Origin of the sequence: Erwinia psychrophila (assembly GCF_039023475.1) — a bacterium.
In the GTDB taxonomy this organism is placed as follows: domain Bacteria; phylum Pseudomonadota; class Gammaproteobacteria; order Enterobacterales; family Enterobacteriaceae; genus Erwinia.
In genome coordinates this window covers 161203-183327 of sequence record NZ_JBCHVB010000004.1, presented here as the reverse complement: position 1 = coordinate 183327, position 22125 = coordinate 161203, and the positions used below count along the sequence as shown (strand labels likewise).

Sequence of the window (22125 nt, the reverse complement as noted above, 5' to 3'; positions counted from 1 at the left end):
GTAATTTTCGCTTCCCTGAAGTGAAAAGCGCTGCTATTTTGGAAGTGATTGTTTCCTTAAGTGAGCTGCAATGAACAAGACAGGTTATCCTCAGAATAAAAGCCGGGAACGCGGGCGACCACGGGAATTTGATATGGATCTTGCGCTGGATATGGCGATGATCGTTTTCCGTCAGAAGGGGTTTCACGCTTCCTCCATCGCCGATTTAGGCGAAGCTATGGGACTTACCGCCGGCAGTATTTATAAAGCCTTCCAGGATAAGCGAACCCTGTTTCTGCGCGTATTCGAGCGGTACACCGCTTTGCGCCATGCGGAGCTGAAGCAGCGGCTGGAACCATTTCCGACGGGCCGTGAGCAGCTGGCTGAATTGCTGCGTTTTTACATTGATTCCGCATCTACGCTGGAAGGAAGGCGCGGCTGCCTGGTCGTCGGCAGTATGAATGAACTGCGGATCCTGGACCCGGAAGTGTCAGAACTGGTGTTTCAGGCCGTCATGCGCAACAAGCAAAATCTTATCTCCCTACTGCGCCTGGGTCAGAATGACGGATCGGTATCCGCCAGCCTGAATGTTGAATCGGCGGCAGGGCTGCTGCTCTGTCTGGTATTCGGCATGCGCGTTGTGGGTAAAGTTGAAGACGTAACGGAGAAAGAGGAAACGATACGGCTGGCGATGAAGCTGCTCGATTAAAAAATTTACCCATTTAGGAAATGATTGCTTTCTTAATGTCGGCGTTGTCTGCACAGGCAGAAAATCAAAATGAGAAGGAATGACGATGCAAAATCGCGAGTCAGAGACCAATGAAATGTCACCGCTGCGCCGGGCCGATGCAAAACCTGTCGCCTGGAACGACAGTAGCCTGAGCGGCTTTGAGCATGCCTACGCAACGGTAGATGGCGTCAGAATGCATTACGTTATGGGCGGCAATCCCCAGGGGGAGACGCTGGTTTTGCTGGCTGGCTTTCCGCAAAGCTGGTATGCCTGGCGTAAAGTCATGCAGCAGATGGGCGAGTCTTACCAGATCATTGCGCTTGATCTGCCCGGTCAGGGCGATTCTGACCGTCCGCAGGAGGGTTATGATACCTGCTCGCTGGCCGGGAAGGTTCACGGGTTGCTGGGTCAGCTTAAGGTAGACGCTTATTATCTGGCGGCTCACGACGTGGGAGCCTGGGTCGCCTGGCCCTACGCCGCGCGCTACGGTAGTGAGGTCAAACGTCTCGCCTTACTGGACGCCGGTATTCCTGGCGTCACCCTGCCGGACGCCCTGCCGGTGACGGCTGATAAGGCCTGGAAAACCTGGCATTTCGCCTTTCACATGATTGCCGATCTTCCCGAAGCGTTGATTACCGGTCGTGAACGCCTCTATCTTGAATGGTTCCTGAAAAGGAAAACGGCATGCCCGGATGTGTTCACAGATGAAGATATTAATGAGTACCTGCGCGTGTTATGCGCCAGCGGTGGATTACGGGCAGGGCTGGCTTATTACCGATCGGTTGCGCTTTCCGCTGCGCAAAACAGCGAGTTAAAAGCGAAAGGGAAGCTCAACATGCCGTTGCTGGCCGTCAGTGCTGAATATGGATCGATAGCCGATATGGCTGCCCCTCTGCGTCCTTTTGCTGAAGATGTCTCCGGCGTGCTTATTCCTCACTGCGGACATTTCATTCCCGAAGAGCAGCCCCAGGCTGTCGCTGAAGTCTTAAGCCAGTTCTTTGTGCCGACCGCAGATAGCCGGACGGGCTGATGTCGCCAATACAGTGCCGCGGGTCAGCAAAAGTCTGCATCCTGCCACTTTCACGTCCGCGTCTGTTTAAAGAGATCGTATCTCCCCGTTAAGGGGAGATACGGATAATCTGCCGGGTCACCGCCATGGCGGACTCAAAGGGCGCGGTATTGCGGACTATCTTGACCATGACGCTGGCGCCAAGCCAGAGCTGGTAGAGACTTTCTGCCACTTTGCCCGGTTGGTCCTCAATGCGCAGTGAACCTTCAGCCACGCCCGCCGCTAACGCCTGCGCCAGGCGAGAAATAATCCCTGAGGTGCCAGCTTTCAGCGTCAGACGCATACTGTCAGAGAGATCGGCCACTTCCGCACCCAGCTTCACCGCCAGGCATTTGCCCTGACAGTCGGAAAACGACTGCGAGTCCTGCCACTGCTGCCAGTAGTTCATCAGCCGTTGCGCCATAGTGTTACCCGGCTGGCTCAGCGTATGGTCAAGTTCCGCCAGATAATCATCAAAATAGCGCTGCAGCATCGCCACGCCAAACGCCTCTTTTGACGGGAAATAGTGATAAAAAGATCCCTTCGGCACACCGGCGTCGGTCAGGATCTCATTCAGTCCGACGGCGGAAAATCCCTTGCCGGCCATAATACGCTGGCCAGTCGACAGGATGTGTTCACGCACGTCGTTGCTATGGAGTTGGGTTGAAGTTGTCATTACGTCACACTACCACAGACTAGACCAGTCGTCTATATTGACGGGTCTTACAAATGCAGCCTTTTTTCGCTGGCGGTCGTCTGGTCATTTTCTGCAAGCGGAGGATTGGTGATTTCTGTCACTGAAGCAGAGATACAGCGAAGCCGTTAACGTCAGAAGCAGCAGTGACAACCCTGAGAATGGGCGCCTTCATTGAATTAAGGCCTGCTCCGGGAAAGGGCAATCAGCGCTATTCCGGCCCAGGCCTTTAAACTTGTCTGAATGTCGGGCCAGTACGGTTTAGCTGATAAGGCAAACCGCCGGACATAATTAACGGAGAGTTAATGAGAGATACTCTCTGCCGCGTTCTTGATTACCGCCGCAATTTTTTCAGGCTGAGAAGCATAAATGGCATGATTACCTTTCAGCTCCGTGACGGTGCTGTGCGCACGTTCAGCCATGAAGCGTTCAAGCTGTGGGTTAATGGCCCGATCCTCTGTGGCCACCACGGCCCAGCTCGGTTTGGTTTTCCATGCTGGCGTGCCGGCAGGGGCGGAAAAGGCGGCCGCTGATGGCATAACCTGAGAACGTGCCAACAAGTCTGCCTCTTTTACAGGCAAATCTGCCGCAAAGTCCGCGTGGAAGTTCTCCGGCCTGAGGTAGAGGAAATGGTCCGCCGTTTCCGTGATTGACTGGGCGGCCGGAGGATATTTTTTCGCCAGGCTCAGCAGCGAGTCGCCTTTATCTGGCTGCATCGCAGCGATGTAAACCAGACCCGCGACGGAGGGATCGTTACCTGCGTCACTGATAATCATGCCGCCGTAGCTGTGACCGACCAGCAGTGACTTTCCGCTTTGTAACGCCAGAACGCGTCGTGTTGCGGCCACATCATCCGCCAGAGAGGTCTGAGGTTCCTGAACAATCGACACATGGTAGCCTGCTTTATCCAGGATCCGGGCCACCGGGTTCCAGCCTGAGCCATCAACAAAAGCGCCGTGCACCAGAATAATGTTTTTCACCGGCTCAGCCATCACCGCCTGAGCAGAAACAGACAGGGCCAGACTTAATGCCAGAGTGGTAACTGATTTTTTCAACATAATTTTTTCTCTCAATCAGGTAAAAAAATAATGGGCTGAAAATACTGCCTCGTAGCGCGACAGGAGTGCATTCAGACGTATAAGCTTCAAAACGAAAAGATGTGGCGGGGTCATGCAACCCCGCCGCCTTGACCGTTATTCAGCCAGCTGCTTCAGGAGCCGCTCTGCCGTCGCCGCTGAGGAGGTTGGGTTTTGTCCGGTGATCAGCAGACCGTCGCTGACGACGTAAGAACTCCAGTCCGCCCCTTTGGAATAGATGCCGCCTTTGGCAATCAGCTCATCTTCAACCAGAAAAGGCACAACCTGGGTCAGGCCCACCGCTTCCTCTTCGGTATTGGTAAAGCCGGTGACCTTCCTGCCTTCAACCAGTGGTTTACCTTCAGGCGTTTTTACATGGCGCAGCACGCCAGGAGCGTGACAGACCAGCGCGACGGGCTTGTTTGCCGCCAGGAAGGCCTCGATCAGCGCCGCGGAGTGCTTATCCTCAGCCAAATCCCACAGCGGGCCGTGGCCGCCCGGATAGAAAACAGCGTCATAGTCAGCCTGCGAAACGCTGTCCAGACGGACGGTGGTGGCGAGACGGGCAAGCGCGTCGGCGTCCGCTTCGAAGCGGTGGGTCTGCGCGGTCTGGAAATCGGGTTCATTGCTTTTAGGATCCAGCGGTGGATTGCCGCCTTTCGGAGAGGCCAGGGTAATGTCGACCCCGGCGTCCTGAAAGGCGTAGTAAGGCGCAGCCAGCTCTTCCAGCCAGAAACCCGTTTTGCGTCCGGTGTTGCCCAGACGATCATGTGAGGTGAGAACCATAAGAATTTTCATTTATTGTTTCCTGTTGAAGTAGAAATAAGCGGATGATTAGACCGGTCGTATATAGAGTGCGTAAAAAAACAGACTCGTCGTATACAATCTTCAGTACAAAACTTTATCGGTAGGTGTACCCCGCTGGCAGTGATGGTAACGACTAACCTACACACCAGCCGGACTCCCGTGCGTGCCCGCTATTTATCAGCCAGGACTATCGCTTTATGCTCAATTCCCGGCGTGATAAGGCTAAACTAACAGTGAATAGACCAGTCGTCTATAGGTTTTTTTCTTTTTTTATTCGTTACCTTCTTAGTTTTTGCAATGTTAAAAGGTGTTCTGAAGAGTCACTAAAAACAGAGCAGTATAAAAAATATTTATTATCAAAGGATTAGAAGGATCATGCGCAAGTTTTAACAAACCCATTTACGGCGCGAAACGCTTATAACGTTTCAACACTTTTTCTCTTCTGAAGCGCCAACACCTTCTGAGCCAGCTTTTTTCTACAGCCGGGTGCGTTTTGCCATTATTAGCGTTGTTTGCAGGCGCTGGCAGGAAGAGAGCTTTCTGAAGAGACGCGAAAGCGGAAGGCAACTTCGCCATGGCAGAGAGGGGAACAGAGGGTTTCAGCCTTTTGAGATAATAAAAAAGCCCGCGACACGTCGCGGGCTTTATTCAGCGGGCCGTCGCTATTCGTTAATGCTCGGATGCTGATTAATCAGATGCTTACGCTTCTCTTCCAGCTCGGCGATCTGCTCATTAATATCCTCGATTTTGTGTTCGATATTATCGTGATGCTCCTGCAACAGCTCTTTCGCTTCCGCCATGTCCGAAGCGGCTGGCGTGGCGCCACGCAGCGGCATATTTGCCGTTTCTTTCATCATGATACCGGTTATCAGACCGACTACTGCAACAATCATCAGGTAGTAAGCTGGCATATAGAGGTCTGACGTGGTTTCAACCAGCCATGCGGCAAGCGTCGGCGTCAGACCCGCAACCAGAATCGAGATGTTAAAGGCGCTGGCGAGTGCGCTGTAACGGATATGGGTGGGAAACATTGCCGGCAGGGATGAAGCCATGACCCCGGTGAAGCAGTTAAGTATGACCGCCAGCAGCAGCAGGCCGCCAAAAATCAGCCCCGTCACGCCACTGTTGATCAGCATAAAGCAGGGGATTGCCAGCAACAGCAGTGCAACACTACCGATAATCACAAACGGACGCCGACCAAATTTGTCGCTCATCAGGCCCATAATCGGCTGAACGAACAGCATCCCGATCATGATGGCGATGATGATCAGCACGCCGTGATCTTCTGCATAGCCCAGGTTATGCGACAGGTAGCTCGGCATATAGGTCAGCAGCATGTAATAGGTGACGTTAGTCGACAGCACCAGGCCGATACAAGCCAGCAGGCTTCTCCAGTGTTTAGTGGCGATTTCCTTAAAGGAAACCTTAGGCCCATCTGCCAGACTCTCCCGGTCGCCCTGTTCCAGCTTATCGACGTGCTGCTGAAACGCAGGCGTTTCTTCCAGCGCGTTACGCAGATAGATGCCGATCAGGCCCAGCGGCAGCGCGACGAAGAACGGAATACGCCAGCCCCATTCGAGGAATTTCGCTTCGCCAATCACGGCTGAGATCAGAACGACAAGGCCCGCCCCCGTCACAAAACCAATAATTGAACCGAAATCGAGCCAGCTGCCCATAAAACCGCGCTTGCGGTCGGGCGAATATTCGGCCACGAAAATCGACGCGCCCGTATATTCTCCTCCGACGGAGAAGCCCTGTGCCATTTTACACAGCAGCAGCAGTACAGGTGCCCAGATACCAATAGAGGCGTAGGACGGAATCAGGCCAATACAGAACGTACTGACCGACATGATAACAATCGTAATAGAGAGGATTTTCTGACGGCCATACTTATCGCCCAGGCGGCCAAAGAATAAGCCCCCTAATGGGCGGATCAGGAATGGAACCGAGAAGGTACCCAGTGCGGCAATCATCTGTAAACCGGGATCGGCGCCGGGGAAAAACACCTGACCCAATGCATAGGCCACAAAACCGTAGACGCCGAAGTCGAACCATTCCATGGCGTTGCCTAGCGACGCAGCGGTAATGGCTTTGCGTAACCGGGCATCATCAATGATCGTTACGTCTTTTAAGCCAATCGGCTTAACACGCTTCCTACGCAGCTTCATATAAACACCCTGTAATCATATACTTACCAAATAAAAATTTTACCCCGGACTCGGTTGCACAAAATTCTGTGCATCGGCGATTGGGGCAAATTGTGTATGGTCTGTCGTCTATCTGACAGTGAGTTGTGGCGGGTATTCGCTCCCGTCAATCCACATCTGTCGGATCTTAGTATATCGTTTCTTTCGCATGTAACATAATTTCTACCGTAATTTGACCCGGACGATAAGTTTTCCGGGCAATAGCCATCCCGATAACGTAAGCCATTTTCAGGCGATAAAAAGCCTTGTAAAAAGAAGGGAAAATTTTAAATGCGGGTGAAGCTGGGGGTCGCCTGTGGCTATTTTGTGAAGAGAATTCTCACTCTGAAAAATAGCTTCCGGCTGAAAAGTTTATACTGCTTCTTTTAGCCTGAAAAAATGGAAAAGTAGTCTGATTTTTTTAACGCTTTATTTCCGGGGTGGCACTGAAAAATAAAGCCTGACACCCGTTTTTTTCGCCTCCCTTACAATAAATAAACACGGATTTTCACCACGGCAAATACCGATCCCACGGATCAGGACGTTCCCGTCAGAAATGGAGTCTTGAATGACCCCACTTTACTTTTTTGTCATTGCGCTTATTGATGAAATCGCCTGTAAAAAGTGCGCTCAGCAGGACGCTGAAGTGTCCGCAGGCATCACGGGGCGTGTTTAAACAGTATCCGCCAGCGTCAGGACACCTACCTCAGACGGGTTCTGCCGTTCTCCTTCAGCCAGATTTGCAGCGCTGCGCTGTTCATCGGCCGGGCATACAGATAGCCCTGGATAAAAACGACGTCGCGGGCCTGGAGGTAGGCCATCTGTTCAGGAGTTTCGACCCCCTCCGCCACAACAGAAAGCTTGAGCTTGTGGCTCAGATGAATAATGGCGTCGAGCACCGGCGCTTCCCGCTCGCAGGATTCAATCGCGTTCACAAATCCACGATCGATCTTCAGGTAATCCAGCGGAAAGGTCTGGAGTAAGGAAAGGGCGCAGTGACCGGTGCCGAAATCATCTATCGCCACAAACATCCCTTCACTTTGCAGTAATTTCAGCTTCTGGCTTACGGCTTCACCGTCTTTGATCAGGCTACGCTCGGTCAGCTCCAGCGTAATTCTGGGCTGCGGCAGCGTAATCTGGGCGGCAAAGCCGCGCATATCGTCAACGAAGCCAGGATGCTGCAAATGCTCTGCGGCGAGGTTCACCGCCAGATGAAAGCCCGGCGGCACCTTCCAGCTTTTGGTGTCTTCAACGATTAATTGCAGAAGATGGCGGGTAAGCGGCACGATCTTACCTTCCGTCTCTGCGGCGGCAATAAAGACATCAGGTCTTATCCAGGTGCCATCCGGCAGCTGCCAGCGCATCAGCGCTTCAACCCCGCTACAGACGCCGGTCACCAGGTTATAGACAGGCTGATAGTGCACGGAGAACTCTTCCTTACGGATGGCGCGGACAAGCCGGTCGCCCGCAGAGAGTTTTCGCTTCAGCCAGCTGTGCGTCAGGGCCATCAGCAGCAGTGAGAGGATGAGCGCCATAGGGATAAAGGTGAACAGCACCTGGCGCCAGACCGTCATCGCTTCGCGAGAGGGGGTCGTTATGCGGATGCTGATAGGGTAGCGTGCCGACGTAATCTTCTGCGTGGCGGTGGCGTCAGGAAGCGTCTGGTTAGTCTGCACCAGCGGGCCATGTACGATCTCATAGCCGCTGCCATATTTCAGCCCAATGCTGTATCCGTGGCTTTCGCTCAGGGCATCCATGAAATCAAGCAGGTACTGGCCATCCACGATGGCGTAACTGCTGAACGCCGGAGGCGTGTTACGCACAAATAACACCGCCGGTCTGTCCCTTACGCCATAAGTGGCCGCGAGAGAGATAGCCCACGACGGTTTCTCGTGTCGGGGAACGGGACGCTGGATCATGGTCGCCAGATCGCCGGCTTTACCGCCGTAAGCAGAGGAGCAGGTCACGCTGTTGTTATGCATCAGGCCGACAGAACGAAAGTAGGGGAAAAGAGAAGCGTACTCCTGAAGCTCGTGGCTGATATCTGCACAGGGACGGGTGGCATATTGCTGCAAATGATCGGCCATCCGCCAGGCCTGATCGCTGATGGTTTCCGCCTGCTTCAGCAGCATGATGACCGCCGCCGACTGCTGGCGTCTGATCTCTTTTCTGGCCTCGATAAACGTAAACACCAGACAAAGCAGCAAGGGCAGCAGGCCCGCCAGCACCAGCAGTAAAATTTGCCGTTTCTGCTCTTTTTTAAAATAAGTATCCATGCGTGATCCCGGATTACCTGTGCTTTGAAACGAGGTGTTTTGTTAAAATAGCATGAGCTTAGCGGCGGTTTAACAATAATTGTTCTGATGATATGAAGTGTTATGTTTACGGGCCTTCAGCAGGACAAAACGAGAAATGCGGGGAGAGAAAATCAGGAAGATACCGCAGCGTAATTCAGCGCGGTATCTCCTGGTAAAAGTGAATTAAGTCAGAAAAGTGACGTCAGTCGTTAAAGTAAATTTGCTTCAGCGCCCGCTCAACGCCGCGCAATTCCGCCAGGCCTTTAAGACGTCCGATAGCGGAATAACCTGGATTAGTCTTTTTATGCAAATCGTCCAGGATCTGATGACCATGATCGGGCCGCATAGGAATAGCCCGGTGGCCGCCCGCTCTGCGGCGTCGCTGCTCTTCCGCCAGTATCGTTTTTATCACGTCAACCATATCGACATCGCCATCCAGATGCGCCGCTTCGTGGAAGCTGTTGGGATCTTCTTCCCGACGCGTTGAGCGAAGGTGGGCAAAGTGAATACGGTCCGCAAAGGTGGTCGCCATTTTGACCAGGTCGTTCTCCGGACGTACGCCATAAGAACCGGTACAGAAGGTGAAACCGTTGTGGCGGCTCTCTACCGTTTCCTTCAGCCACTGCATATCCTCCAGCGTGGACACAATACGCGGCAGGCCAAGAATAGGACGCGGCGGATCGTCCGGATGCACGGCCAGCATAACGCCCGACGCTTCGGCAACCGGCACAATGGCCTGCAGGAACTCAGCCATGTGCGCGCGCAGCCGGGCTTTATCAATTCCTTCATACTGAGAGAGCTGTGCCTGAAACTGTTCCAGCGTATAGCCTTCTTCTGCACCCGGCAGACCGGCGATAATATTGCGCGTCAGGGTTTCAATGGCCTGCGCAGACATACTGGCAAAGTAGCGGGCGGCCGCCTGCTGCTCTTTCTCGTCATATGCCTCTTCTGCACCGGGGCGCTTAAGAATGTGCAGTTCAAAGGCGGCAAACGCGATATGGTCAAAGCGCAGCGCTTTCCCGCCGTCCGGCAGTGGCCAGGCCAGATCGGTGCGCGTCCAGTCCAGCACGGGCATAAAGTTATAGCAGACGGTATCCACACCGCAGGCCCCAAGGTTACGGATTGACTGCTGATAGCTGGCGATATATGCGCGATAGTCGCCGCGCTGTGTTTTGATCGACTCATGGACGGGTATGCTTTCCACCACTGACCATACCAGCCCTTTTTCCGCCAGCAGCGCCTGCCGGGCTTTGATTTCTTCAACCGGCCAGACGTCGCCGTTAGGAATATGGTGCAGCGCCGTCACAATACCAGTGGCGCCCGCCTGGCGGGCATCATCCAGCGAAACGGGATCGTTTGGGCCATACCAGCGCCACGTATGTTCCATCTTCAACTCCTTCATGGGGGAAATATTCCCGGCCCAGTGGTCAGGCCGCTGGACCAAGAATAGCCGATCGGGGTAGTGACTTAACGTGACTGGGATCGCAGGACAGGCGCGGAAGCGTCGTCAAAATTCCTTCCGCCCTGTGCTAAGCTGCCGGGCAGAACTGATGGCAGGAGCAGCGATGATGGACTTACCTACGCTTAAACCCGAACGGCTTTACCGGCAGATTTCCTCGCTGCTGATCGACTGCATCCGTAAAAAGCAGTTTCTGCCGGGCGCGATGCTGCCGCCAGAGCGTGAGCTGGCGAAGCAGCTGGGCGTCAGCCGCTCCTCCGTGCGCGAGGCGCTGATCGCGCTCGAAATTACCGGCTGGGTGGAAATCCGTACCGGTAACGGCGTGATCGTTATGAATCCGCTGCCCGAATCCGGTGAGCCGGCGACAGAGGATGCGTTCAGCCTCAAGGCGTTAATCGCCGCCCGGCAGCACTATGAGGGGATGACCGCCGAGCTGGCCGCGCGTAACGGCACGGACGATCAGCGCGCCGAACTTCAGGAGATCGCGGATGACCTGATCAAACTGCACGTTAATGACGAGAAGTTTCTGCGGGAGGATAAGCGGTTCCATCTGCTGATTGCGGAGATGACCGGCAATGAAGTGCTTGCTGAAATGATGGAATATCTGTGGAACAAGCGTAAAAATCCGCGTTTTTTACGCCTGGAGCGGCATTTTGCGGAAGAGAATTTTCCGCAGAAAATGAACCAGGATCACGCCGCTATCGCTCAGGCGATTATCGGACGCGATCCTGTTCAGGCGCGGCTGCATATGGAAAACCATATCCAGCATGTTTATGACCGGCTGTTTACCGAATAACCTCTTTCTCGATCCGCTTGATGCGCGGTCTGCCGGTGCCGAGCAGGATGGCCAGCTTGCTGCCGCCCGGCGTGGTTTCCATCAGGATTTTGCAGACGCTGGTCAGCGGCACCGACAGCAGCATGCCCACCGGGCCTAACAGCCATCCCCAGAAAATCAGCGAAAGGAACACCACCAGCGTGGAAAGGCCCAGCCCCCGGCCCATCACTCTCGGCTCCAGCATATTGCCAAAAACCATATGGATGGCGGCAAAGAGGCCGCCAACCAGCGCGGCATCATAGACGCTGTTCAGCAGCAGAGCCTGAATCAGCGGCGGAATACCCGCGATCACCGGGCCGATATTGGGAATAAAATTCATCACAAAGGCGACCACGCCCCACAGCAGCGCAAATTTGACGTCCAGCAGCAGCAGAGCCAGCCAGACGGAAACGCCGGTGATCAGGCTGATCAGCGTTTTCAGCGCCAGGTAGTGCGTCACGCCTTTTAACGCCTTATGCAGACCGGCGATGCGGATTTTGGGGTTCACCAGCGCGAAGCGCATCTTATAGGGCAGATGGTGAACCTCAAACAGCATAAACACGACCGTCATCAGCAGCAGAATAGTATTGGCCATGGCGCCGGAAAACTGGCTGAGCACGATGCCCGCCATGTTCATGATCGCGTTAGGATCAAAATGCTCCGCCATGCTTTCCGTGGACAGATTCAGGTTAAACGTTGCGGCGAAGTGCTGCACTATCGCCAGCTTTTGCTCCATCTGGTCGCGTATTTGCGGATAAAGGGTGGTAAATTCATTGACCGAGCCCGCGATCATGGCGACCAGAAGCGCGATCAATACCAGTACAGCAAGCATGACCAATGTGATCGCCACGCCGCGCTTAATTTTACGGCGCATCAAAATAGTGACCAGCGGGTTCAGGATAATTGCCAGAAAAATGGCCAGTAAAAACGGCACCAGAATATCTGATGCCGCCTTAATCCCTGCCAGAATCACCACCAGCATGGCCATTTTTAACAGCATATTTTGACCAATCTTTTCCTGCTGAGGTTCGCTCATTCCATCTCCAGTTTGACTGTTTGCCCTGCAAGTTTAGCGCTTCTGGAGAGGTAATTGCGTTATTTAAGAAAGGTCGGACCCTTTTGCCTGTTTATGCAGCAACGCCATCGCAGTCAGCATCAGCGTCAGGCTGAGCAGCAGCGCGATACTGGCCATCGCCATCCCCTGACCGACCGAGCCCTGTTCGAACTGACGCCAGATAAAGACCGCCACGGTTTGCGTTCCCGCCGGCGCCAGCAGCAGTGAGGTCACCAGCTCCCGCGAGGCGATGGCAAACACCATCAGCATGGCCGCCAGCAGGCTTGGTGAAACCAGCGGTAAAATGATATGACGCAGCGCCTGTAGCGAGCCCGCGCCATGCACCCGCGCTGCCGCTTCAAGATTGCCGCCAATCTGCTTCAGGGCGCTGCTTACGTAGCGCACCGGCCAGGGCAGTAGCAGACAGCAATAGGAAAGCAGCAGGATCATCCAGCTGTTATAGGGCGATACGGGCCAGAACGGCCGGTTCCACAACAGGATCAGCCCCACGCCTACCACCACGCCGGGCAGCGCGACGGGCAGCAGCGTCAGGGCATCGATCGCTCTGGCACCCCGGATTTTCCCTTCGACCACCAGCCAGGCCGACAGAAAACCGAGTATGCCGGTGATCAATGCGGTGCCCACTGCGAGCCCAACACTGGTAGAAAGCGCAGACAGCGCCTCGCCCTGCTGCGCAAAAAGTGCAGCAAAATGGCCGAACGACAGGTTCGCCAGCTGCAAACCACCTGAAAGCGTTGAAAGAAAGGCCGTGAGAAACAGTGAGGCCATCGGCAGCGCCACCACCAGAAAAGCCGTCAGGCTGAACAGCAGAACGATGGGGATACGCCAGCGGCCGGGGGAGAGCAGCGCCCGTCGCGCTGGCTTACCGGTAATGCTGGTTACCTCTCTGTTACCCGTGATCCTACGCTGTAGGAAAAACGCGCTGAGCGCGATCAGCACCAGGATCATCGACAGCAGTGAGGATCCGGGCAGATCGATCGGCCAGTCGGCCAGCCGCTCCTCAATGCCCACCGTCAGCATGACGACCCCGGCCCGCGAGCCCAGGGCCGCCGGAACGCCATACTCCTCAATTGCCAGGGTAAAAGCGAGCAGCACGCCCGCTGCCAGCGCGGGCAGCGCCATCGGCAGGGAAATGTGCCAGAACGCCCGCCAGGGCGAAGCGCCGTGTACCCGCGCCACCGTAGGCAGCAAATCGCCGCTGGCGAGCATACTGCGCGACACGGCAAAATAGATCACCGGGAAAATATTCAGCGTCATCACCAGGATGATGCCGGTCTGGCTGAAAAGCAGATCGTTCAGGTTCCAGCCGGTAAGCTGCTGGAGGTAGCCATTTTGCTGTAGCGCGAGCATCCAGCTCAGCGCAGCAATGTAGGGCGGCGTCAGAAAGGGAATAAGGAACATCAGGTCCCAGAACCGCGCCTGCGGCACGTTGAACAGGCCGCGCAGCGCACCGAGCGGAACACCGATAAGCGAACTGCACAGCGCCACGCCGAGGCCGGTTTTCAGCGTGCCCGCCAGCAGCGCGCTGAGGGCCGGATCCTGATAAAGTTTTGCCACTGGCGTAAACGCGCCGCGGAGCGATCCTTCGCTCAGGGCGGGGAAAATAGCCTGAAGCAGAATAAACACGAGCGGCATCGCCACCAGCACAATCAGCAAAGCGATTGTTATCAGCGGCATAAATCGCAGTTTCACAGGCAGAGTTCCTGAAAGGGTGGCTGGCCACCGGATGGTTTAATGCTGTGAGAACAGCTTGCCGTAACGATGCAGCACCTCAGAACGCTCGCTGCTGCCATCACTGGTGGTTGGTAACAGCTTCAGATCGCCAAGGCGTGGCCGTTTGGCCTCAATATCAGCACGGGCGGGCATCAGCCAGGCCTCTGCCACCCGCTGCTGGCCTTCCACCGAGAGCACGTAGTCGACAAAGGCTTTTGCATCGGCGGCATGCTGCGTTGATTTCAGGATCATCATCGGACGTGGCGCGATGACGGTGCCGCTGGCAGGAAAAATCACCTTGATCGCTTCGCCATTCTCAATCCGGCCATAGGATACATAGTCCACTGCGCCAAAGACCGCCGCCTTTGCGCCTTGCAGAACGGCCGTCAGCGCCTGCGCATTTGGCCCGTTGATCACCATGCCGTTCTGCTTCAGCTGCTCAAACAGCCTCCAGGCCTCGTCGCCCATGCCGTTTTGCAGACCAATCAGCAGATCCAGCGATGCGCCGGAAAGCGAAGGATCGGGCGTGGTGATCTTATCTTTAAAAGGTTCAAGCGTCAGGTCGCGCCACTCGGCAGGTTCTGGCGTGCCGCTTTTGGTGTTCCAGACAATCCCCAGCGCGGAGACTCCCTGCGCAACGTAACTGGCCGTTTTTAACGTATCCGGCACTTCCGCTGCATTGGCGCTCTGATAGGGCAGCAGCCAGCCGCGCTGCTGAAGCTCTTCCGCCGTATCCCAGGAGGCGGAAATCAGCACATCCGCCTGCGGACTGGCCTGCTCTGCTTCCAGCCTGGCCATCACTTTCCCGGTGGTGGCCTGGAACATATTTACCTTCACCCCGGTCTGCTTCTCATAGCCAGCCGCCAGTTTTTTCGCCAGCGAGCCGGGTCCGGCGGTGTAGACGGTCAGCGCGCTGGCATCGTTAATGAGCATGGCGGAGGTAAATAACATCGCGAAGATGGCTCCTGTTTTTCTGGTCAGTATGGACTTCATGCTGTTTCCCCTGATAGCGGCCCCACGGCCTGGATGGCCGTAATCGACCCTTGTGACAAATGAACAATGTGGTCGGCGAGCACCTCCGCCTCGCTGCGATCGTGCGTAACGTAAACGGCCGTCGTGCCAAGCTGCTTCAGCAGAGCGGCCATCTCAAAGCACAAGGACTCACGCAGATCGCGATCGAGGTTGGAGAGCGGCTCATCAAACAGCAGGATGGCCGGCTCAGCGATAATGGCGCGGGCCAGGGCCACGCGCTGCTGCTGCCCTCCCGATAAACCGGACGGACGGCGCAGGGCGAAGTCGGCGAGGCCAACCCGGTCGAGGGCGATCATGGTCCTTCTCAGCCTCTCCGCGTTAGGGACGCGGCGCATCAGCAGAGGGAAGCCGACATTCTGCGCCACGCTCATATGGGGCCAGAGGGCATAATCCTGGAAAACCATACCGATATCGCGCTGCTCCGGGGCAAGCGAAAAACCCGCGCTGGCGACTTTCCGGTCGCCAAAGTGAATTTCACCGCTTTGCGGCTGTAGCAGCCCCGCCAGCAGCTTAAGAAGCGTGCTTTTCCCGCAGCCGGAGGGACCCAGCAGGGCAGTGGTCGTGCCGCCTTCCACCTTGAGGTCGAGATGATGCAGGACGGCCTGCGCGCCAAACGCATAGCCAATACCGTGCACTGTGACAGGGGTTGGAGTGCGCGTCATCGGCAGGCCTCTCTGTCAGGCAGGCAGGGGCCTGCTACCAGTTCTGGCCGACGGGACGTGCGCTCCTGATGCAAAAACAGGAGAGCCAGCATATTTTATCCTCTTTGGGATTTCATTAACGCGGCAGTATAGAGAGGCTATATGACGGATTGATGGCGGTATAAAACGGTAATCGCCGTCAGAGGCGATCTTTTCGCGCAAAAATGGTTATAGTAAAACTTCGATTTTCCCACAGGGTAGTATCTCCATGCCTGAGCAACCTGGACCGGAGTCTGTTCCAGGCGGTTTACGCTTAAACCTGCGTATTATCTCCGTCGTGATGTTCAATTTTGCCAGCTATCTGACCATCGGATTACCGCTGGCCGTTTTACCGGGCTATGTACATGATGTTATGGGCTACGGCGCCTTCTGGGCCGGGTTTGTGATCAGCCTTCAGTACTTCGCCACGCTCCTCAGCCGTCCTTATTCGGGGCGCTTTGCCGATCGGTGGGGGCCGAAGAAAGTGGTTATTCTGGGGCTTTGCGGCTGTTTCCTGAGCGGCGTCTTTTACGCGCTGGCGGTCGCTGGCGCGGGAATACCGATCCTGAGTCTGGTACTGCTTTGCGTGGGCAGGATCATTTTAGGGATTGGGCAAAGCTTTGCCGGAACAGGGTCGACATTGTGGGGCGTCGGCGTCGTGGGATCGCTGCATATCGGCCGGGTCATCTCCTGGAATGGCGTCTTTACCTATGGCGCGATGGCGGTCGGCGCACCGCTTGGCGTGGCTATCTATCACTGGGGCGGCCTGCTGCTGCTGGCAGGGATCATCATTGCCATCGCGCTGGCGGGCATTCTCCTGGCGCTCCCACGCCCAACGGTCAAAAGCAGTAAAGGGAAGCCGCTGCCTTTTCGCGCGGTGCTGGGGAAAATCTGGGGGTTTGGCATTATTCTGGCGATGGGGTCGGCCGGATTTGGCGTTATCGCGACCTTTATTACCCTGTTCTATCAGGCAAAAGGCTGGGAGGGTGCCGCATGGGCGCTAACGCTGTTCAGCGGCGCTTTTGTCGGCACGCGACTGCTGTTTCCGGGTGCCATTAACCGACACGGCGGACTTTCCGTGGCGCTGGTCTGTTTTCTGGTCGAGGCCGTGGGCCTGTTTCTGGTCTGGGGCGCCGCCGATCCGTGGGTGGCGAAGCTGGGTGCATTTCTGACCGGCGCGGGCTTCTCCCTGGTTTTTCCTGCGATAGGCGTGGTGGCCGTCAAAGCCGTTCCGCCGCAAAACCAGGGCAGCGCGCTGGCAACCTATACCGCCTTTATGGACCTGTCGCTCGGGATCACCGGGCCGCTGGCGGGCATAATCATGAGCTATTTCGGCGTTCCGGTTATCTACCTGTTAAGCGGGCTGCTGGTCTGTCTGGCGCTGGTGATGACGCTGAGGCTGAAGCGAAGACTTAGCGAAAAAGCGGCACAGGCCGGCGCGCCTTAACGACGGCGTGATAAAAACGATGCCGATCGCCTGAGCCGTCAGGATGATGCCGATCCTCTCATTTTGCCCCCTCGCGGTGAGCCCGCGAAGCGGCAAAATGGCGTTCAGATCTGTCGTCGTTACTGACAGAAGGTCGTTCAGCGCTGCAACAGCTGAATGCTCTGGCGGATTTCCCGGATGATATCTTCCTCGTTCCAGCCTTCCATGACTGATGAGAAAGGTTCAAACGCGTAGATGCCTTTATAGCCTGCTTCTTCCAGCCGCTGCACCTGGGTGGCGCTGTTCAGCCGGTCACTTTCGCTCAGCATAATCCGCTCCTCATCCGTCAGGTCACGGGTGGGACGGTCATCTTCCACGCCTGAGAGATGAACCAGGCCGATCGCCTTGACGTCAATACCCTGCGCAAACTCCTCCTCCGCTTTTTCATAAAGATGGTGATGGAAGGTATCCAGTACCAGACGGAAAGGCACGCGGGCATCGCGGATCAGGGCGCCGGCCTGAGACAGGGAACGTAGCGAACTGACGGGAAAACCGAGCGGCTCAACCAGGCCTTCAATACCGTATTTCTCAAACAGTGGGGCGAGCGTTTTCAGCGCGCTGACCGTCCGATCGGCACCGATCTGCGTTCCGTCGTTTAACGGGCAGAGTACCAGCGCTTTTGCCCCAACGCCTTGCGCATCTTTCAGTAACCCTTCTGTTTTCTTCAGCAGCGCATCATCTGGCTGATTGAAAGGATACACCGCATTGATAGTGACAATTTCCAGCCCATAGCGTTGCGCCAGTTCGCGCACCTCCGCATGGCTGAGGTCATCCGTAACCTGGCCGCTGCGCATGTCATTGCGCAGTTCCACTTTATTCAGGCCCAGGCCGTGGACCATCTTAAAGAAAGCCTCAATGGTCAGATTGGGGGCGATTTTACGATTGATGCAAAAGCGGGTCGGATCGATTGCCATCTTGTTGCTCCTTTAAAATAAGAGAATGCGCACACGGCCTTCCGGAATGGCTGGGTGATCGGCCGGTTTACGGGACAGTCATAAGAAAACATTTATTTCATAATATTTATATAATGGAATTAAAATTTTTAGATCCTTGCCGCAAAATTTTTTGTCATTCCGGTAAGGGGGGAGTGTGATATGACGACTTAGCTATCCCATTGAGGGACCAGTCAAGAGGATAAAAAGAAAGAATGAAGGCGCAGACAGTGAGATATAGCCGCCTTTGACAGGCGCCGGGACATTTTTTTCAGAGAGCGCCGGATGTTGCAGGCGCGCTCAGTGAAATGCGATCCAGTCCGCTAAAAATGAATTTTCTAAACTTATCTGTTTGAAAAATTCATTCCATTATAATAGTGTCATTTCACGCAAACGGCATTGATCCGTGCAGAGAGCGGGTGCGATTGCAGCAGCGGCTCCAGCGATCACTCACATCAAAGAGGCCAGAATATGACTATCGTAGGAAACTTTATTGGCGGGAAAACGTCTTTGAGCGCCAGCAATGAAACCATTCCGGTGTACGATCCGGCCACCGGTAAAACGGTACGCGAGTTGACACAAAGTACGGCGGATGAGGTCGAAAAAGCGATCGAGGTCGCCCATAACGCTTTCGAAGACTGGTCCCGCACCTCGCCACTGCGCCGCGCCCGCGTGCTGTTCAATTTCAAAGCCCTGATGGAGCAGCATCGCGACGAACTGGCCGCGCTGATCGTCAGCGAGCATGGCAAAGTCTGGTCCGATGCGCAGGGCGAGATCACCCGCGGCCTGGAGGTGGTGGAGTTTGCCTGCGGTATTCCGCATCTGATTAAGGGGGAGAACTCTGCGGACGTGGCTACCGGCGTGGACAGCTATTCGCTGATGCAGCCGCTGGGCGTCGTGGCCGGCATTACGCCGTTTAACTTCCCGGCGATGGTCCCCCTCTGGATGTTCCCGATTGCGCTGGCCTGTGGCAATACCTTCGTACTTAAGCCACCGGCGCTGGATCCCTCTGCTGCGGTGCGCATGGCGGAGCTGCTGACTGAAGCAGGCCTGCCCGATGGGGTATTCAACGTCGTCCACTGCTCGAATGAAGATGCTGAGCAGCTCTACAAAGATCCCCGCGTACAGGCCGTCAGTTTCGTGGGCTCTTCCGGCGTGGCCGAACACATTTATAAAACCGCCAGCGCATATGGTAAACGCGTTCAGGCTTTTGGCGCGGCGAAGAACCACGCCATCGTCATGCCGGATGCCGATCTGGACGCGACGGTAAACGCCATTATGGGCGGCGCCTTCGGCTCGGCAGGCGAGCGCTGCATGGCGCTGCCGGTGGTGGTGGCGGTGGGGGACGAGACAGCCGATAACCTGATCGCGGCCCTGACGCCGCTGGTCAACGCGTTACGCGTTGGCCCCGGTATGCAGAAAGGCAGCGAGGAGAATGAGATGGGGCCGGTGGTCTCTGCCGCGCACCAGAAAAAAGTCCTTGGCTACATCGATAAAGGGGTGGAGGAAGGCGCGACGCTGGTCGTGGATGGCCGTCATCTTCAGGTGCCTGGCTATGCGGAAGGCTACTACGTTGGCGGCACGCTGTTTGATAACGTGACCTCAGAGATGGTCATCTGGCGCGAAGAGATCTTCGGGCCGGTGCTGAGCATTATGCGCGCGCCGGACTATGCCACGGCTCTGAAGCTGGTCAACAGCCATGAGTTTGGCAACGGCAGCGCCATCTTTACCAGCAACGGTCATACCGGACGCGATTTTGTGCGCGAAGTGCAGGCAGGCATGGTGGGCGTCAATGTCCCGGTGCCGGTGCCTATGGCGTTCCACAGCTTTGGCGGCTGGAAGCGCTCCGTATTTGGCGCGCTGAACGTGCACGGTCCCGACGGCGTGCGCTTTTATACGCGGATGAAAACCGCCACCGTGCGCTGGCCTTCCGGGCAGAAAACCGTTTCTGAGTTCAGTATGCCAACGCTGGGTTAATCACAAGGAGGAGCAGCATGACATTGCTATCCAGAGTACAGAAACCGGATGCGCAGGGGCGTATTCAGCAGGTCACGCCGGAAAGCGCAGGCTGGCGCTACGTCGGGTTTGAGGCTTATCAGCTGAAGCAGGGGCAGACCCTTAAGCTTACCAGCGGCGAAAAAGAGCTCTGCCTGGTGCTGGTCGCCGGGCTGGCGTCGGTCAAAACCCGCCATGCCGAATTTTCGGGTATCGGTAAACGTATGTCGCCGTTTGAGCGCATTCCCCCTTACTCCGTCTACGTTCCCCATCACGATGAGGTTGAGATTTACGCCGAATCGGATCTGGAGCTGGCGGTTTGCAGCGCGCCTGGCAATGGCTCGCTGCCGGCAAGGCTGATCGCACCTGAGGATGTGGGCGTTGAGCAGCGCGGAAAGGGGCATAATCAGCGGCTGGTGCACAATATCCTGCCGGATAATGAACCGGCCGACAGTCTGCTGGTGGTGGAGGTCTATACCGACGAGGGCAATACCAGCTCCTATCCCAGCCATAAACATGACAGTGAAAACTCAGAGAACGAAACCTATCTCGAAGAGACCTACTACCACCGTTTTAATCCGCCCCAGGGGTTTGCCATGCAGCGCGTCTATACCGACGATCGATCGCTGGACGAGTGCATGGCGGCCTACAACAGGGACGTGGTGACCGTGCCGCGTGGCTATCATCCTGTGGCCACGATTGCCGGTTACGATAACTATTACCTTAACGTAATGGCGGGGCCGGTGCGCCTGTGGAAGTTCAGCTGGGAAGAGGATCATGCCTGGGTGAACAGCGAGGCTTATCCGCGCGAGGATTAATCGCAGTGGTGTTGTTATCAGTAACGCTGACCGGCTGGACAAGTACGTCCAGCCGGTTTTTTCTGCACTGCTTTTCTGCAAGCACGCAGGCCAAACGGCCCCATGCGTTCCGCAGAACGCTCCGCTGGGCTGCGCCTGCTACTGTGCCAGCATAGCCAGCACGTCCTGGGGCATATTCAGTGATTCAATGACAGTCTGGCTGAACAGACGGCGCCGCTGACTTCCGTCTGACGACCTGCCGGCTGTGGCGGGGCGGATCAACCCGCCCCGGCGACGTGTTAAGAAATGAGCGGGGTGTACGCCACGCTGGGAAGGGTCAGGCTTTTGCGTTATTCAGCGCCAGTGAAACGGCCAGCGTCTGCGCCAGGCAAAGGGAGGCTACCTGTGAGCGGAATCCGTCGACCTGCGCTTCCCGCACGACAAAACAGACATCGCTGAAGGCGGCCAGCGGGCTGACCTGGCTGTCGGTAATGGCAATCAGCTGCGCGCCGCGCCGGGCTCCCAGCTCAACCAGCTCCACGGCTTCCCGCGCATAGGGGGAATAGCTGATGGCGATGACCACGTCTTTCGGATTCACCATGCTGAGCTGCTCGGTAAACATGCCGCCCAGGCCGTCGATCAAAAAGGCACGTCGCTCAAGATGACGCAGCGCATAGGTCAGATAAGAGGCGACGCTGAAGGAGCGGCGCAGGCCAATCACGTAAATATTTTCCGCCTGGTTCAGCATCTCTACCGCTTTGTTGAGCTGTTCAGGATTGGTCTGCATGGCCAGCTGCTGGAGCGCCTGAGAGTTTACCATCGTAAACACGTTGAGGATTTCAGCCGGGGTTTCAGGCGGCGTGGCCGTCTCGTCCGTCGCGGTCTGCCGGAACAGCCTGGCCCGCTCAGTATAGTTCACGGTCTCTTCCATCAGGTGCTGACGGAATACCTGTTTCATTTCGTTAAAGCCGCTGAAGCCAAAAGCGTTGGAAAAACGGATCAGCGTGGAGGGCGGCACATCGGCCTGCTGGGCAATGGAGGCCACGGTATCAAAGGCGATGCTGTTGCTGTTGTCGAGAATATAGCGGGCGACCTGCTTGAGGCGCTTACTTAATGTGTCATAGCGACGGCGGATGTCGTCCTGTAACAGGGAAAGCTGTGTGGGATTCGTATTCATTACTTCCGCTCACTTAAAAAAGAGTCATGTTTTTCTGTACGATATTCTACCAGATGAACAAAAAATTTCACTTGCTAACCGGAAGCAGGGAATTTATTTCATCGGGATATGAAATCAGTCACAAATACGCAGGCGGGCCGTTATCTTC

Annotated in this window: 18 protein-coding genes; 6 read left to right on the top strand and 12 right to left on the bottom strand. The window is 55.8% G+C overall.

Annotated elements, in window-relative coordinates:
• The first annotated feature begins 70 nt into the window (after nt 1-70).
• Both AAH446_RS11960 and AAH446_RS11955 read left to right on the top strand, forming a co-directional pair.
• Nucleotides 71-688: a TetR/AcrR family transcriptional regulator gene (locus AAH446_RS11960; RefSeq protein WP_342906911.1), complete on the top strand. Its 618-nt coding sequence runs from the start codon at nt 71-73 to the stop codon at nt 686-688.
• Nucleotides 689-773: 85 nt separating this feature from the next.
• Nucleotides 774-1739 carry an alpha/beta fold hydrolase gene (locus tag AAH446_RS11955; RefSeq protein WP_463322810.1) on the top strand — a complete coding sequence of 322 codons (966 nt, stop codon included), beginning with the start codon at nt 774-776 and terminating at the stop codon, nt 1737-1739.
• 88 nt (nt 1740-1827) lie between these two features.
• Here the strand turns inward: AAH446_RS11955 and AAH446_RS11950 are convergent, their stop codons facing one another.
• The 6 genes from AAH446_RS11950 to uxuA all read right to left on the bottom strand — a co-directional run bounded on the left by AAH446_RS11950 (nt 1828) and on the right by uxuA (nt 10204).
• On the bottom strand, nt 1828-2433 hold the full coding sequence (locus tag AAH446_RS11950) for a TetR/AcrR family transcriptional regulator (protein WP_342906910.1): 606 nt from the start codon (nt 2431-2433) through the stop codon (nt 1828-1830).
• A 320-nt stretch (nt 2434-2753) separates the two neighbouring features.
• Nucleotides 2754-3509, bottom strand: a complete 756-nt coding sequence (locus tag AAH446_RS11945) for an alpha/beta fold hydrolase (protein WP_342906909.1) — start codon at nt 3507-3509, stop codon at nt 2754-2756.
• A gap of 135 nt (nt 3510-3644) precedes the next feature.
• A complete protein-coding gene (locus AAH446_RS11940) occupies nt 3645-4325 on the bottom strand; it encodes a type 1 glutamine amidotransferase domain-containing protein (protein WP_342906908.1) in 681 nt (226 codons plus the stop codon).
• A gap of 671 nt (nt 4326-4996) precedes the next feature.
• Nucleotides 4997-6502: a glycine betaine/L-proline transporter ProP gene (gene proP / locus AAH446_RS11935; RefSeq protein WP_342906907.1), complete on the bottom strand. Its 1506-nt coding sequence runs from the start codon at nt 6500-6502 to the stop codon at nt 4997-4999.
• A 719-nt stretch (nt 6503-7221) separates the two neighbouring features.
• Nucleotides 7222-8796, bottom strand: a complete 1575-nt coding sequence (locus AAH446_RS11930) for an EAL domain-containing protein (RefSeq protein WP_342906906.1) — start codon at nt 8794-8796, stop codon at nt 7222-7224.
• A 223-nt stretch (nt 8797-9019) separates the two neighbouring features.
• Nucleotides 9020-10204 (bottom strand): mannonate dehydratase, encoded by a 1185-nt coding sequence (uxuA, locus tag AAH446_RS11925; protein ID WP_342906905.1) that lies wholly within the window; start codon nt 10202-10204, stop codon nt 9020-9022.
• Nucleotides 10205-10385: 181 nt separating this feature from the next.
• On the opposite strand from uxuA, the gene AAH446_RS11920 reads away from it, so the two are divergent.
• A complete protein-coding gene (locus AAH446_RS11920) occupies nt 10386-11072 on the top strand; it encodes a FadR/GntR family transcriptional regulator (RefSeq protein ID WP_342907124.1) in 687 nt (228 codons plus the stop codon).
• Here AAH446_RS11920 and AAH446_RS11915 read toward each other — a convergent pair.
• From AAH446_RS11915 to AAH446_RS11900, 4 genes are all read right to left on the bottom strand, one after another.
• On the bottom strand, nt 11062-12126 hold the full coding sequence (locus tag AAH446_RS11915) for an AI-2E family transporter (protein ID WP_342906904.1): 1065 nt from the start codon (nt 12124-12126) through the stop codon (nt 11062-11064). The genes AAH446_RS11920 and AAH446_RS11915 overlap by 11 nt on opposite strands.
• 63 nt (nt 12127-12189) lie before the next feature.
• Nucleotides 12190-13842: an ABC transporter permease gene (locus AAH446_RS11910; RefSeq protein ID WP_342907123.1), complete on the bottom strand. Its 1653-nt coding sequence runs from the start codon at nt 13840-13842 to the stop codon at nt 12190-12192.
• Nucleotides 13843-13896: 54 nt separating this feature from the next.
• The gene (locus AAH446_RS11905) at nt 13897-14871 is read right to left on the bottom strand and encodes an ABC transporter substrate-binding protein (RefSeq protein ID WP_342906903.1); all 975 of its coding nucleotides are present in this window, start codon (nt 14869-14871) and stop codon (nt 13897-13899) included.
• Nucleotides 14868-15572, bottom strand: coding sequence for an ABC transporter ATP-binding protein (locus tag AAH446_RS11900; protein ID WP_342906902.1), 705 nt, complete (start codon nt 15570-15572; stop codon nt 14868-14870). Before AAH446_RS11900 ends, AAH446_RS11905 begins: the two co-directional genes overlap by 4 nt.
• A gap of 247 nt (nt 15573-15819) precedes the next feature.
• On the opposite strand from AAH446_RS11900, the gene AAH446_RS11895 reads away from it, so the two are divergent.
• On the top strand, nt 15820-17037 hold the full coding sequence (locus tag AAH446_RS11895) for an MFS transporter (RefSeq protein WP_342906901.1): 1218 nt from the start codon (nt 15820-15822) through the stop codon (nt 17035-17037).
• 137 nt (nt 17038-17174) lie between these two features.
• Here the strand turns inward: AAH446_RS11895 and AAH446_RS11890 are convergent, their stop codons facing one another.
• A complete protein-coding gene (locus AAH446_RS11890) occupies nt 17175-17990 on the bottom strand; it encodes a TIM barrel protein (protein WP_342906900.1) in 816 nt (271 codons plus the stop codon).
• A gap of 489 nt (nt 17991-18479) precedes the next feature.
• On the opposite strand from AAH446_RS11890, the gene AAH446_RS11885 reads away from it, so the two are divergent.
• Together AAH446_RS11885 and iolB are read left to right on the top strand one after the other, a co-directional pair.
• Nucleotides 18480-19985 carry a CoA-acylating methylmalonate-semialdehyde dehydrogenase gene (locus AAH446_RS11885; protein ID WP_342906899.1) on the top strand — a complete coding sequence of 502 codons (1506 nt, stop codon included), beginning with the start codon at nt 18480-18482 and terminating at the stop codon, nt 19983-19985.
• Between the two features lie 17 nt (nt 19986-20002).
• Nucleotides 20003-20821: a 5-deoxy-glucuronate isomerase gene (iolB, locus tag AAH446_RS11880; protein WP_342906898.1), complete on the top strand. Its 819-nt coding sequence runs from the start codon at nt 20003-20005 to the stop codon at nt 20819-20821.
• 316 nt (nt 20822-21137) lie between these two features.
• Here the strand turns inward: iolB and AAH446_RS11875 are convergent, their stop codons facing one another.
• A complete protein-coding gene (locus tag AAH446_RS11875; RefSeq protein WP_342906897.1) occupies nt 21138-21977 on the bottom strand; it encodes a MurR/RpiR family transcriptional regulator in 840 nt (279 codons plus the stop codon).
• Between the last annotated feature and the right edge of the window lie 148 nt (nt 21978-22125).